This is a genomic window from Paenibacillus sp. A3M_27_13 (genome assembly GCF_024213315.1).
GTDB classification, from domain to species: Bacteria; Bacillota; Bacilli; order Paenibacillales; family Paenibacillaceae; genus Paenibacillus; species Paenibacillus polymyxa_B.
In genome coordinates, this window is record NZ_JANAVE010000001.1 from 1,231,447 (window position 1) to 1,245,513 (window position 14,067).

15 protein-coding genes are annotated in these 14,067 nt (G+C 44.6%); 6 read left to right on the forward strand and 9 right to left on the reverse strand.

Features of this window, described 5'->3' with window-relative positions; all coding sequences use genetic code 11:
* Window positions 1-13: 13 nt before the first annotated feature.
* Window positions 14-940 carry a cell division protein ZipA C-terminal FtsZ-binding domain-containing protein gene (locus tag NLX82_RS05470; RefSeq protein ID WP_254347587.1) on the reverse strand — a complete coding sequence of 309 codons (927 nt, stop codon included), beginning with the start codon at window positions 938-940 and terminating at the stop codon, window positions 14-16.
* Window positions 941-1,101: 161 nt separating this feature from the next.
* On the opposite strand from NLX82_RS05470, the gene NLX82_RS05475 reads away from it, so the two are divergent.
* The 4 genes from NLX82_RS05475 to NLX82_RS05490 all read left to right on the forward strand — a co-directional run bounded on the left by NLX82_RS05475 (window position 1,102) and on the right by NLX82_RS05490 (window position 4,553).
* The gene (locus NLX82_RS05475) at window positions 1,102-1,848 is read left to right on the forward strand and encodes an MORN repeat-containing protein (RefSeq protein WP_028542262.1); all 747 of its coding nucleotides are present in this window, start codon (window positions 1,102-1,104) and stop codon (window positions 1,846-1,848) included.
* 271 nt (window positions 1,849-2,119) lie between these two features.
* Window positions 2,120-3,205, forward strand: a complete 1,086-nt coding sequence (locus NLX82_RS05480) for a WXG100 family type VII secretion target (protein WP_028542261.1) — start codon at window positions 2,120-2,122, stop codon at window positions 3,203-3,205.
* Window positions 3,206-3,238: 33 nt separating this feature from the next.
* On the forward strand, window positions 3,239-4,075 hold the full coding sequence (locus NLX82_RS05485) for a hypothetical protein (RefSeq protein ID WP_254347588.1): 837 nt from the start codon (window positions 3,239-3,241) through the stop codon (window positions 4,073-4,075).
* Window positions 4,068-4,553, forward strand: coding sequence for a DUF5381 family protein (locus tag NLX82_RS05490; protein ID WP_254347589.1), 486 nt, complete (start codon window positions 4,068-4,070; stop codon window positions 4,551-4,553). Before NLX82_RS05485 ends, NLX82_RS05490 begins: the two co-directional genes overlap by 8 nt.
* A gap of 18 nt (window positions 4,554-4,571) precedes the next feature.
* Here NLX82_RS05490 and NLX82_RS05495 read toward each other — a convergent pair whose 3' ends face one another.
* The 3 genes from NLX82_RS05495 to NLX82_RS05505 form a co-directional block, all read right to left on the reverse strand.
* Window positions 4,572-5,282, reverse strand: a complete 711-nt coding sequence (locus tag NLX82_RS05495) for a 5'-methylthioadenosine/adenosylhomocysteine nucleosidase (RefSeq protein ID WP_013311357.1) — start codon at window positions 5,280-5,282, stop codon at window positions 4,572-4,574.
* Between the two features lie 40 nt (window positions 5,283-5,322).
* Window positions 5,323-6,498: an aminotransferase class I/II-fold pyridoxal phosphate-dependent enzyme gene (locus NLX82_RS05500; RefSeq protein WP_254347590.1), complete on the reverse strand. Its 1,176-nt coding sequence runs from the start codon at window positions 6,496-6,498 to the stop codon at window positions 5,323-5,325.
* A gap of 69 nt (window positions 6,499-6,567) precedes the next feature.
* A complete protein-coding gene (locus NLX82_RS05505) occupies window positions 6,568-7,407 on the reverse strand; it encodes a MetQ/NlpA family ABC transporter substrate-binding protein (protein WP_049828471.1) in 840 nt (279 codons plus the stop codon).
* Between the two features lie 290 nt (window positions 7,408-7,697).
* Between NLX82_RS05505 and NLX82_RS05510 the strand changes: the two genes are divergently transcribed.
* A complete protein-coding gene (locus NLX82_RS05510) occupies window positions 7,698-8,255 on the forward strand; it encodes a YdhK family protein (protein WP_165178607.1) in 558 nt (185 codons plus the stop codon).
* An 85-nt stretch (window positions 8,256-8,340) separates the two neighbouring features.
* Here the strand turns inward: NLX82_RS05510 and NLX82_RS05515 are convergent, their stop codons facing one another.
* The 5 genes from NLX82_RS05515 to NLX82_RS05535 form a co-directional block, all read right to left on the reverse strand.
* On the reverse strand, window positions 8,341-10,224 hold the full coding sequence (locus NLX82_RS05515; protein ID WP_254347591.1) for a stalk domain-containing protein: 1,884 nt from the start codon (window positions 10,222-10,224) through the stop codon (window positions 8,341-8,343).
* 167 nt (window positions 10,225-10,391) lie between these two features.
* Complete coding sequence (locus NLX82_RS05520; RefSeq protein WP_023989726.1) at window positions 10,392-10,679, reverse strand: antitoxin Xre/MbcA/ParS toxin-binding domain-containing protein; 288 nt, start codon at window positions 10,677-10,679, stop codon at window positions 10,392-10,394.
* Between the two features lie 13 nt (window positions 10,680-10,692).
* A complete protein-coding gene (locus tag NLX82_RS05525; protein WP_023989727.1) occupies window positions 10,693-11,178 on the reverse strand; it encodes a methylated-DNA--[protein]-cysteine S-methyltransferase in 486 nt (161 codons plus the stop codon).
* A 25-nt stretch (window positions 11,179-11,203) separates the two neighbouring features.
* Window positions 11,204-11,764, reverse strand: a complete 561-nt coding sequence (locus tag NLX82_RS05530; RefSeq protein WP_023989728.1) for a bifunctional transcriptional activator/DNA repair enzyme AdaA — start codon at window positions 11,762-11,764, stop codon at window positions 11,204-11,206.
* Between the two features lie 37 nt (window positions 11,765-11,801).
* Window positions 11,802-12,590 (reverse strand): isocitrate lyase/PEP mutase family protein, encoded by a 789-nt coding sequence (locus tag NLX82_RS05535; protein ID WP_068942129.1) that lies wholly within the window; start codon window positions 12,588-12,590, stop codon window positions 11,802-11,804.
* A gap of 273 nt (window positions 12,591-12,863) precedes the next feature.
* Here NLX82_RS05535 and NLX82_RS05540 point away from each other — a divergent pair, with 273 nt between their 5' ends.
* A complete protein-coding gene (locus tag NLX82_RS05540) occupies window positions 12,864-13,892 on the forward strand; it encodes a chitosanase (RefSeq protein WP_068942127.1) in 1,029 nt (342 codons plus the stop codon).
* Window positions 13,893-14,067 lie beyond the last annotated feature (175 nt).

Genomic DNA, 14,067 nt, shown 5'->3' on the forward strand with positions numbered 1-14,067 from the left:
ACTCCTTTCTAATCTAGAATAGAAACAGAACAACATCCTCGCCTGCTTTAAATCCAAACTCTCTTAATCGATCTTCCATCTCTTGAATCTGGCGCAGATAATCTTCCGGCACAGCTGGCAGACCCTGTTCATTCACTAATGTCCCGCCAAGTCTGGCGCGTGCATATTCGGCACTTTTCCACATCGTCTCAAACACAGTTTGCGGCTGCACGGTCCGTACCCCATCCATACTGAAAATCAAATCTGCAAAGCGATCCTCTGCGAGTGTACTCAACCAAAAAAATCCAGGCTCGGTTCCCGTATGTACGCTAAATAGTTCATCATAGCCTCCCAGCCCGTGATGGTGTGCATGGAAAATATCCATATCTCCCCACTCCATTCCGAGACTCAGCATGACATCCCAGATATCCGCTCCACGGTAAGATTGGCCTTGATCCGCTACCAGCCTAAGCATGACAGCATGTTCCCTTTCACCTTCCTGATCTGTAAATGCTTTAAGTTTTTCGACTTTTGCACGTGCACGGGCAGCATCCTCCCGAGGAAGCACATGAACAGTGCCCTTCTCCTGAAAACGCGCTGGCAGTGTGTTCATAAAGTCTGCAACCTTGGCTTCATCTAAACGAATATGCATCTCTACATTATCGAATATATCTATACAAATACAGATTTTATCAAAATGGCATTCGCCTGCCGATCTTCGCCCCACACTAGTCCACATCTGTAAATCATGGACATGTCCATACACGATATATCCTTTGAGCAATTGCAAAATATCCTCATCTGACAACGTAAAACCACTGAATTCCACATCAATCAGCCAATAGATATTTGCATCAGGCTCCACTTGATGGATTCCTTTTATGGCCTTCACAGGCTCATGTTCCAACTCCACGGCAAGGATGCTAGATACATCCTCACTCCCATGTTCAGGTAAATTCATGAATCTCCCTCCTAGCTAGCTGTTTTCACTTTACAGTTTCCTATAATTCTCAATCTATATTAAACTATAACTCACCAAGCACAAAATAGTATAAAAACGGTGCTGGGTTGTTGAACATAACTTTTTAGAAACTTCACAGCTTCGAAAGGGGAGAACTCATGATGCAAAAACTTTGGCAAAAAGGGAAGGCTCTGTCTCTGCCTATTATGGTGTCCGCATCGCTAATATCTGGAGCGCTGTCTGTAAGTACACCTGCGGCGAATGCGGCTGCAACCAAGGAATTGCTTCAGCTATCCGGTCAGACTACTTACTATGGAGAGGTCGAGAATGGGCAGCCGAACGGACGTGGTACGATCAAATGGAGCGAATATAAGCAGTATTCGGGTGATTTTGTGAATGGCAAGCGCTCAGGTACCGGAAAATATATAAATCAATACACCGATGCAGATGGACAAAATCATAAAGTCGTATACAACGGCACATGGAGCAATGACACGATGAGTGGCAAGGGTACGCAGACTGAAAAAGTGACCCAAATGGACGGAACCGTACGTTCGAACGAGATCCAAGTAGGTACCTTTCAGAACAATGGATTACAGAGTGGCTACCAAGTGATCCACGCTGTGGCAGATCCAGACTACAGCTTCACTTATAAAAATAGCAAAGAAATACTAAATATCTTGCACAGTAATCAAGATCTGGTCCAAAGATGGCAAAAAGGAGATCTCTTCTCCGTAAATTATAAAAATGGCTCTGTCCAAAAGGAATACTCTATGTTCCCTGAAGAGACTGCTACCAAGGAACGTCAAAGACAAGCGTCTATCAAGTATTTCAAAGGAATTACCGCCAAGGTCACTCCTCACTTGCAGCAGTTTGAAAAGCTGTCCAAGCAGATTCCGCTAAAATAATTAATACGACGCGAAACATGCATTAGCCTCTACGCAAGAAGGCCTCTCTTTCTAATGGAAAGCTCCATTTGAAAAGAGGGGCTTTTTTCGTTTCGTTATGAATGACATATAAGAACTTCGGATCATAACACCTCCTACTATTCTCCCTTATGCCCCCTCATGAACTCATACAAATGACTTATTTTTCACTTAAATCCCCTCCTTTTTTTGCTAACCCCCACTAGATTCACTAAAATATAAGTAATTATTTTAATCATCCGAGGTGGACATCATGGCTAAAATTATGGTTCCTCCTGAGAAACTAGAGGCGGTTTCCAGGCAGTTCGCACAGGCACGTGAGCTGGGGGCACAAATTTGCGGACAACTGTCACAGCATATTCAGATGTTGGAAAATAGCTGGGCAGGAACAACACAGCAGCGCTTTTATCAGGATTTTCATAAAGCGCGTGGACAAATGGATGCTTTCACTCAAACTGTCGATTCTGTCAGCACAGAGCTGCGTTCCATTGCAGTAAAATTCAAGGAAACAGACACCCAAGCAGACACGGGTATTCCCAAAGGAGATCACAGCGGACAGATCGGCAGCAGTGAAGGGGCAACTTCCGGGAAAAAAGGACCCGATCCAGCAGATATAGCTATTAACAGCATTTCAGAAGCCAATAAATGGCGCGGGCAACTGGGATTTGCCGGAACAGCTATCTATAGCGGTCTGGCTTCCACACTTGTGCTCACCAAAACAGTAGAATTCAAGAAAAGTCTGAAGAATCCCACTCGAGCGGTTATACATAATGCGGCATGGGTGAATGGCAAGGGTAACAATGCGTTTATGCGTAATTTGGGCAAAAGCCTAAACCGCCAATTCGCTAAACCCGGTATTGTGATGAAGGGTTTAAAGGGCTTTGATCGTTTAGCTGGAAAGCTTCAAATGGGTAAGCTCGGCCTCGGATTCAACAAAGCCAATAGCTTTCCTCAGTGGACGCGGAACGTCATCGCCGGGGTGGAAAAAGGCCGTTACGGCATAGCCACCCGCCAAATTCCCGGCATGATTGCCAAAAAGCTATACCCTATTAATGCCACCATGAATATTGTGGGCGAGGGTATCAGTCTGGCTGGAAAATGGAAAAGCGGGAAGCTTACCGGAACGGATGTGGCTGTATCTGCTTCTAACGTAGCGATTAAAACCGCTGCAACTTATGGCGGTGCTGTTGCTTTGGGAGCCGTAGGCGGCGCTATCGGTGGTCCGGTCGGTGCAGCCGTCGGTGCTTACGTCGGCGGTACGGTGGGAAGCTGGGCAGGTGGAAAGGTCGCCAAATTCGCCGAAAAGGGGATACGTTGGGCCAGCAAACTATTTAAATGACATACACCTAACAGATGGAGAAGGAGCCTAACTATGGACAAACAAACGGTAATTTTAACGCTTGAGGAACTAGGCTTTGCCTTGACCGCACTGGGCGCAGAAGATATGGCTTCTGGTCTGCTCCAATCTTATTACGGGGAACTAACCGAAGATCGCTGGGAACTGCTTTTTCATGCCGCAACGCATAGCCTGATATCCAAGGGTTTGATGGAACAACGAGATGACGAGCAACAACAGCTTGAATTTGATGCGTTCATTGTTGAAATGCTAGCTCATCTGGTACAAAGTCGTCAGATGCTACGTGGCTACAAGGAGCAACAGGATAAGCAAAATACATTAACGATACACCATGGAAATGAACGTTTTCTGTATCATTTTTCCAGCCACAATGAACTCCATTTCTTTCGCTGGTCTTCCCCAGAAGACTGGCATCACGACATTGATCAATTGTTCGGCCTGCTTGCTTCGAACTTCAATGAGTACAGCCGATACGTCGATCTGACAGAAGAACAGTGGAATGAGTTAACCTCTTCCAGCTTCAGCATGCAGCAAATGACAACGTGGAAGCTTCATGAGTCCGCTCAGCAAATAATACAAGACTGGCGAGAGGATTTTGATCGTAATCAGTGTAGCCTAGATAATTTGAGCCAGATGATATACGCGGATACGGATGAAGATGGACCTTCCGTTACAAATCTACTATTTGTTCTTAAAGGAACGAATGATGTGTGGATCGTAAGAAATACAGAACTGGATATGCAGGCCACCCCATGTCTGCGTATTGAAAGTGTAACCGAAGCTGACTGGAGAGAACGAATAACTTATTTCATTCAGGAGTTTGTACGCGACGAGGCGGTATTCCGTGGATAAAATTGTATATCGAAGATCTTTGGCATTTTGGAAAGCCATGGGCAGCTTGATGTTTGTGCTGATTTGTCTGCTTTTGCTGCTGCTCATTTTTATCGACGAAGATATCTCAGCTCTACAAATCTTCTTCTTTATTACGTCCGCCATTGTTGGACTTCATTTTTTCGGTAGCTATCTCGTGGTTTGTTTGAGCAGAACGCTTCGTAAGGATACCTACCTGTTCATCTTTGACGAGCATAGCATTTCCGATGGTATTCGAACTGTCCCATGGTCTGCAATCACTAAAGTCGAATTCGAAGGGGCCTCCATCCGCAAATGGCTGCGCCCTCGCTTTCCCGCCTTTATTTTTCATCTGAATGACCGCAGCACCTGGGAAGTCAGCACCGATTATGTGTTGAACGATATGGAGCTGAACCAAGCCGGGAAACAACTTCGAACTCTCATTAACCAGCATGGCAAGCCAAAGAAAAAACGTTCCTGAATAGTGCCATTGAATATGTCAAAGCTTGTCTCTATCATATGCAGCTACAAGAGCCACAACCACTGCTGCCGAGTTGGCCGCAGCCAAATCAAGATTGGAGTCAAAAGAATCCGCCGCTTCTACACCGGCAAGATCAGACAAAGAACGGACAGCCAAAAACGGAACACCAAACTGGTACGCAGTCTGAACGACCGCGGCCCCTTCCATATCCGTCACTTTCGCTTCAGGAAACTGGCTACGGATAAAATGGGCGCGCTCAGCCTGGGAGATGAAAGAGTCAGCCGTCGTAATCAATCCGTTGACGATCTGCCCCTCAATCCTGGTCTCCGCCAGCGCTTCTGTCGCAAAAGCAAGCAGCGCTGGATCGACAGGATAACTTGCCGGCATCTGTGGCACCTGTCCGTAGGTATAGCCGAACGCCGTTCCGTCCACATCGCTGTAAGTCAGCTCGGTCGCCACTACAACATCGCCAACATGCAGCGCTGGATCGAGCCCACCCGCAGACCCGGTATTAATGACAAGCTCCGGGCTAAATCGCTCAATCAGCAGCGCCGTAGTCGAGGCTGCGTTCGCTTTGCCAATTCCTGATTGCAGCAGAATAACCTCCTTGCCCTCAAGCTGGCCTGTATAAAAAATCCCGTTCGCAATCTGGGTCATCTTTATCCCTTCGATCTGCGCTTTCAAATCTGCTATTTCTTCCTCCATGGCTCCGATAATCGCTATACTCAAAGTTCTTCTCGCTCCCTCCATGAATTCCTTGTATTCCAGCTTATACTTGAAAAATACCCGTTGCTGCGATGCGCTGCACCGCCTCCAGCAGCCTTTCTTCACTGTTCACCAGACTGACCCGCACATAAGAAGCTCCCGCACGACCAAAGCCTTCTCCAGGGGCGACCGCAACATGTGCCTCGTCCAATAAAAAGTCTGCAAATGAAGCGGATGTGTAACCCTCTGGCACCTTGAACCAGGCAAAAAAAGACCCTTGGGGAACAGCTACATCCCAGCCAATACCTCGTAACGCTGCAATGAGAATATCACGGCGCCGCTCATATAACGCTGCGAGTTCCCGTACCGGTTCCTGCGTGCCCAGCAATGCCACAGCCCCCGCATCCTGTACCGCTCCAAAAACAGTGCTGTAGGCATGCGTATGATAATGCTTGAGCGCACCAATGATGGACGAATTTCCCACTGCAAAGCCGAAGCGCCATCCAGCCATGTTATACGTTTTGGAAGCCGTATACGTCTCGACGCCATATTCCTTGCCGCCGGGGATTTGCAATAAACTAATCGGCTTATGCCCGTCAAATCCAAGAGCACCGTAAGCAAAATCATTCATAACCGGAAACTGGTACCGAGCGGCATAATTCAGCGTCTTTATCAGGAAATCTGCTGTAGCTACTGCTCCAGTCGGATTGTTCGGATAATTAATCATGAGCAATTTGACCTGCTCTGCAATTTCTTCCGGCACGGTTGTATAATCGGGCAAGAAGCCATACTTCTCATCAAGCGGAATCGTATGAATATGGGCTCTTGCCAGCGCAGCAGCGGAATAATATTGGGGATATGCCGGATCGGTGGTCAATAACCAATCACCGGGATTCAGCAGCGCCTGTGGAATCCCCATTACACCTATGGCTGAGCCGTTGAATATGGCAATCTCCCGGTCAGGATCCAGCTCCACCTGATACTCCCGTTTATAGAACGCAGCGACAGCCTCCAGCGTGCTTTTTTTCCCATGAAAAGGTGGATAGCCCTGATTGATCGGTTGATCGACCGCTTCCTTCAAAGTGCTGATGATATGCGCCGGTGTCGGCTGATCCGGGTTGCCGGCTGCCAAATTGATTACATCTATTCCCTTACTTTTATACAGATTCACCTTGTCATCCATTGCGCTAAAATAGTTGTCAGGCAGAGCCTTGACGAGATCAGAGGATGAAAAAATCACGTTCATCTCCACCTTCTATCCATAAGATACAGGCTGACAACGTCAGCCCGCAGAAGATAATACCCCATATTATTTGAAATAGCTTGGCAGCTTGTAGCCTTCATAATCAGGATTCGATTGGATGTACTTTTGGAATTCATCTGAATGATATCCTTCAATAATGTCTTTGACGAAGGGCTTATCCTTGTTCTTGCTGTCCACAGCAACCACGTTCGTGAACGGATCTGTCATATTTTCAAGCTTTAATGCCGAGGTCAGCTTTATTCCATTCGATACAGCAAAGTTCCCTTGTATAGCCGCAAAATCAACATCCTCTAGTGCACGTGGCCCCTGTGCCGGGTCGGTAGCAACAAATTGCAGATGATGCGGATTAGAGGTGATGTCGTTCACCGAGGTTTGCAATGGATCGATATTGTCCTTTAACGTAATCCAGCCTACTTCCTTCAAAATATTCAGCGCACGCAGCATATTGACTGGCTCGTTAGGCAGGTTGATTTGGGCTCCATCACTGATTTCGTCAAGGCTGGTATGCTTGCTGGAGTACAATCCCATTGGAGGAGTCGGGACCTGCACAGCACCAATCAGATCAATATTCTCCCGCTTATTCATAGAATCCAGGTAGAGCGAGTGCTGGAACACATTAGCATCAATATCCCCCTTAGCCACGGCTACATTGGGCTGAACACCGTCTGTAAACTCTTTATATGTAATCGTATAGCCTTTCTTCTCCAAATATGGAGCCACACCATTCTTAAACTGATCGCTATATGGACCGGGATTAAAGCTGATATGCAGTGTTTTCTTTTCTTCACCCGCAGCGTTGCCCAACGTATTCTTGCTGCCGCAGCCTGAAATAAAAAGCACGACTGCTCCCAGCAGCAATATAAATGAAATCCATGGTTTCTTCATTTTGATGTCTCCCCCTGCTCCTTGATATCATCTACTTTTGGTGAGTTAGAATGTTTACAGTCGCCCAAAATACCAAGTAACTTGATGCGTTTTATAGATATTACAATGATTTTTTATTCACTGTCAACAACATTTAATTACGCATCTTCTGCATAGCAAAAAAGGGGGCACAACAGGAGATCCCCTTGAAAGCAAAACACTTCACACGTTTGTCATATATTTCCGTTTTAAATATACCCCATAGGGGTACATTTAAAATATGTAATTAAAACCCTAAAGGAGCTGTAAATATGAGAATGCAATGGGCTTTGCTCGCTGGTACAATCATGATTATTTTGAGTGGGTGCGGAAACAGTAACACGCCGAACCAGGAGCACACGACAAACAGCAGTCAACAGCACGACACATCGGATATGAACCATTCCACTTCCAGTGAGCTTCCTACCGGACTAAAAGAAGCTGAAAATCCAGCCTTCAAAGTTGGTAGCCAAGCGACTATTCGAGCTGACCATATGGCAGGCATGAATGGGGCCACTGCCACGATTGTTGGTGCTTATACGACTACTGCTTATACGGTCTCATATACTCCAACCACTGGAGAAGAAAAAGTGAATAATCATAAGTGGGTTATTCATGAAGAGATTAAAGATGCAGGCAGCGAGCCCTATGCACCGGGAACGGAGGTTATCCTTACAGCAGATCATATGAAAGGGATGGATGGGGCTAAGGCTACCATTGACTCCGCAGAACCAACGACCGTATATATGGTAGATTATACGCCGACTACAGGAGGGGAGCCTGTCAAAAATCATAAATGGGTGACGGAGAGTGAGCTTTCAGCCCATTAGACACTTACAACACAGGTGCTTATGATAGCAAAAGGGAGCCTGACATCGGCTCCCTTTATACGGCTTTATTTGAGTTTGGACAAACCTACTTCGCTAAATTCAGCTTGGCATCCTTGATATCATACAAAGCCCCTTTGTTGGTATCTACAAGCTTTTTCATTTGTTTGTTGGCTGGTCCATTTGCAGGCACGATTGCATTAAAAATAACGCCATTTTTCTGTAATTGCTCGTTGATTTCATCTACTGAAAAACGTGCTTTACCCAGATCTGTATTCTTATCATGAACTGGGGCATCTGTAATGAATATGATCGTTTTGGAATTAGAATTTTTGGGGAATTTACTTATAGCTAACTGAATAGCCTCTAATCCCGATTCCTTCAAATCCCCACCAGCGGAAGGGCTCAGCATATTCAAATTACCTTTTAACTTGTTTTTATCGGTCGTAAACTTCAAAAATTCTAAATCTTTATCTGCCTTCAGATTGATATCCCGAAATGCAACGACAGCAAATTGGGAACCTGCTGGAACGGAATCAACAAAGCCTTTCACCTTCTGTCTCACATAATCCAGCGTCCCTGTCATACTACTCGTAACATCTATGACGAACACAATATCCGTAGATTTGGAGAAGGTGGTGGATATCTTTTTCAGAATCGTTGGATTGGAATGTGATTCGGAAGCATCTTCATTTTCCTCCATTAATTGTTCACTTTCACTGGTTGTCAAAACCTGCGGTGGAGCAAGAAAAATCACAACGCTCTGAGCTGCAATATTCCATTTTACCTTCGCACCCAGCGCCTCACTTACAAAGCGAATAGGAACCATTACTTTGCCATTAATGAGTCTCGGCGCCGCATTGAGACGCACTAATTTACCGTTGATATAGGCATCTCTGGAGCCTACAGTTAACTTAATCGTTGTATTTCCCTTGGTTGCAGTAACGGTCTTGGTAGCTCCATCCCATTTCACTTTCGCCCCAAGCGCCTCAAAAACGGCACGAAATGGCACCAGCATACTTCCGCTAATAGAGGTCGCAGGCTGCTCATATTGTTGCAGTTTCCCGTCTATAAACACCTCAACCTGCTGAGCCTTGTTATTATTTATGGGAACAAATTGGGGTACAGACGCTGCCGAATTTCCCGACTGATCGATCATTTTGATATAAAAGTAGTATCCACCCGTAGATAAATTCAGGTTACTCAATGGGTAGCTAAATGTTGTTTCTGGATCGAACTGAATCCGTTTAATTAATTGAGCATCCGCATTTTTGACCATAACGTATGAAGTGTACGTGGGTTGAATATTTTTCATTTTCAAACGAACCGAAAATGACGTACCTGAAGTGTTGATTGTAAATGTCCCCGGAAAATTTTCTCCAGACGGGATAGACAAAGGGATTTCCGGTGACTCATCCACCTCTTGGTCCACTTTAGGCTCCACGACAGGCTGGGTTACTTGAGGTTCAATTACTTTCGGTTCATCCACAGGTTGAGCAACCTCGGGTTCACTGGGAGTGGGAATCTCTTTTATATTGGTCTCCACCTCAGGCTGCGTTACTTTCGGCTCCTCAGCAAGTGGAGTTACTGTAGATTCATCGACTGACTGCACAGTCCCTTCCATAGTTGTAGCTATAGGAAACTCTATATGATTTTCTGATCCTGGCCCAGGTGCTGGTCGTGAATCTGCAATCGAAATTGTGGAGTTGGCATAATCGATCGTAAAGTCACCAGGAGGAATTTCAATATAGTTGCTATACAGACGAATTGGTGTATCAGGCTTAATCGTAAACGGGAGATCGAATTTAAACACTCTGTTTACTCCATTACCATCATCAAGGGTAAGCTTAAGCTTATCTCCATCTCTGAATACTGTCGAATTGGCAGCATGAACACTTTCTGTACACAAAGTGAACAACCCTACGAGTATCGTTAAAAACGAAAGTAGGAACATCATTCTTTTGAGCTTCATTCTTATTTCCCCTTTTGAATCTATAGTCTTGTCGGTAAATCATAGCATAGGGTTAGATGAAGTTCATGCCATCTGATTACAGTTATGGATATGCGAACTCACTTTTTCCATCATTCGCGCTCTGTTCATCTGTTCAATGTTCATATGTATCTCCTTGGCCCGCTTCTTCAACGTGGCATACGTAATATGGCCGCCTTCAGTGCTTTAGTGCCTTCTTCGCTTTTCAAATAATCCGACGGTGTTTCGTTGCCGAGTGCGGGGACTTTTCGATCCATCCAAGTCAGCAAATATTCCCCCATATCGGGCAGCAGCACAATCTGAATCTCCTTGGGAATTTTACTTTCGACCACTTTTGCTCTTATAGCCGGATCTACCTGTGCATACCGCTCCTGATAGATCTGAACCATGTTGGCCCAGTTCTCCGGCTTAAACTCTTTCAAATATATGTCTCTCATCTACGAACCCTCCTTAGGGCCTCAGACAACGCTTTTCATGCTGGAGCAACCATTCTTTTCTCCATAGCCCTCCTGCATAGCCCGTTAGTTTCTGATTGGAACCGATAATTCGGTGACATGGAATCACAATGCTCAGCTTATTTTTTCCATTAGCACTGCCTACGGCTCGGATCGCTTTTTCATTTCCAATAGCAAGAGCAATATCTTTATAAGCTGTCGTTTTACCGTACCCCACGGACACCAGAGCATTCCATACTTTTTGCTGAAAATCCGTACCTTCAAAGGCATAAGGAAACGTAAACTCAAAGCGCTCACCTTTAAAATACTCGTCAAGCTGGATAGCGCATTCCGCTAATACTTGGATTGGAACCTCTTCTATAGCCCTCGTTAAGAGCTCATTCCGATTAGAGAACATAATAGAATAGACAGCCTCATTTGTGCCCTGTATCTCTATCTCTCCAATCGGCGATACATACTTCAATACGTAAAGTTCACTCATAAAAGGATACGACCTCCTTCCTTTTCTATTCCTTACTCAACTTTCTATACTCACTAGGAGAACAATGGTTCAAGCTGCGAAACGCCTTATAGAAATGGGAGGGACTTTGGAAGCCCGTCTCATAGCAAATCTCAAGATTCGTAAGATTTGTACTTTTAAGAAGATAGGCTGCCTTATCTACTCTTATTTTTTCCAAATACGTACGCGGGGTTTCGGCGGTTTCCTGTTTAAAGATCCGATCCAAGTAAAAGGAGCTTATTCCGATATGGTCCGCAATATCCTGCAATACAAGTTTTTCCTTGTAATGATTGACCAAGAAGGTTACTACATTCTGCACAAGTCTGATATACGGCGAATGGTCTGTATGGGGCTGGCATCTTTTGCAAGCACGAAAACCCGCCTTTTCCACTTTGTCCAAATCAAAGTAAAACTCCACATTTATTTTCTTCGGCTTTTTGGATCGACAGGAAGGTCGGCAGTATATGCGGGTTGTTTTCACAGCGGTAAAAAACAACCCGTCATACTTACGATCACACGCTATAATTTTCTCCCACATTTCTTCAAAAGAAAGACTAAGGTTAGCCATGATCGAATGCTCTGTCCTTTCTATAGTTCATATTCATCTAGCTCAAGGATTTTGCAAAATCCTCATATAAATGTGATGTATCTTGAAGCTCTATCAACTGTTCTGCATTCTTTTGCAAAGCAACTATTATCTTATCAGAAAATGCATTTCCAAAGCTAAACCGTTTAACTCCTAACTGCTGAAGCTGGTGGACATTCGTCAGACCCGGCAGGGATAAAACATTAAGCGGAGCATGTATATGAAACACAACTTCCCTGATCTCTTCATCACGCTTTAATCCTGGAACAAAAATTCCGCTCGCACCATTATCCACATACGCTTTGGCCCGCTCTATGGTCTCTGAAAGTGGGGCATCCATCTGCAAATATGTATCCGTTCTTGCGTTTATAAAAAAATTTTTAAACCCACGCGTATCCAATGCTGTTCTTATTTTGGACAACAGGTTACTGTGCAGGCCCACTTCTCGAAGTCCCTTTTTCGTTTTCAAAGAATCCTCAATATTAATCCCTGCAACTCCCACATCGGCTATCCTTAAAACATGCTCAACAATCGTTGCCGTATCCTCCCCATATCCTGCTTCAATATCTGCCGACACTGGAATCTGAACATGCTCAGCAATCGTCCGAATAATGCTTACATGCTGGTCAAAATCAATAAGCTCTCCATCTGAGAATCCAAGCGTATTGGCAATTCCCCAGCTCGTCGTACCTATCGCCTTAAAGCCTGCCTTCTCCAGAGCCACCGCAGATAGCATATCCCAGGCGTTCCCTAAAAATAAAAGTTCCTCTGATGTGTGAAGTGCATGGAACTGATGAATTTTGTTCATAAATATAGCCTCCTGATATGTGATGTAACTCATTTTATCAAGAGGCTATCTTTGTTTCGTCCTCATTCTTGCACTTATGGTCTGTAGGAATCTAGGAACAACTAGGTCCATTTATTCACATATAAATCATAATTTTTGAAAAAAACGGTTATTTAAGCTCTATTCAATCATATTCTTCTTATCTATACTCTTGCTAAATTAATTCGAGTTAGATGCAAATCTACGCTTTTAGCTTTTAGCCTTTCACAATTACATTATTATAGGAGGAGTTATATGTATAAAATAAGCAATAAGCTCATTTCCAATAAAACAAAGTTTCTTATGATCTTGCTAAGCTTTACTGTAATCGCTTCTTTCTCTAGCTTGTCGGGCCCACCTGCCAAGGCTTTTGCTGAAGAGAATGGAACTCCAGTACAGAAAACGATCGATTTAAATGAGGGCTTCGACAACTCAAATGAAGCTAGTATAGAGCCATTATCCCTTACCAGCGAAGCAGCTACTAGCCAAGAAGCGGTTACAGCTATTGATCATGATGCTAATTTCTCACCTTCAACACTTCAGTTTCTGAAGGCTAATACAGGACTCGACGGTGAGCAATGGGATAATATTATGAAGCTAGTGAACAAACCAGAGCAAGATTCTTTGAAATGGACTGAATTCTATGGATATGCTGAAGATATCGGCGATAATCGCGGATACACCATTGGTATCTTTGGAGCAACAACAGGCGGTTCAAATGATACGGGACCCGATGGTCCGGACTTATTCAAAGCTTTTGATGCTGCTAGTGGAGCTAGTAACCCTTCCATTGCAGGTGGATTAACACGTGCTGGCCTGAAGGGGAAAATGAGTGGTTCGATTCTAAAGCTCAGCGATAGCGATAGTGTTATCAAGAAGAAGATCAACGCTCTCCAAAACAATGAAGCTTGGAGAGAAGCCATGTGGCGTACGTTCTATGACACCTATATCGAATATAGTGTACAGCAAGCACAGAAACGCGGATTTAATACTGCTCTGACGATTGGTTCATTTGTCGACACAGCACTCAATCAAGGCGCTACTGGTGATTCAGGTAGTCTTGAAGGAATCCTCTCACGTTCAGGCAGTAGTACGAATGAGAAGAAGTTCATGACTAGCTTCTATGCTAAGCGTACATTGGTTGTCGATACCAACGATTATAACCAACCTCCCAATGGTAAGAATCGTGTGAAACAATGGAGCTCTCTCTTAGCTTCTGGCGAAACAGATCTTAAGAACGCAGATGCAGCTGTGATCAAAGCAACGAATTGGGAACTGAAGTAAATATAATATACGTCATGAGGAGGGCATATCGTATGTCCTCCTTTATCTATTTTTTATGAACATTGAGTTGGTGTTGACTGCTAACAACATCCCATTCTCCCATACAGTTCCTCTCATCATTCGAGTATGTAGGTCGCGTGTACAAATAGAGAGACTGTCCCAAAAGCCCGAAAGT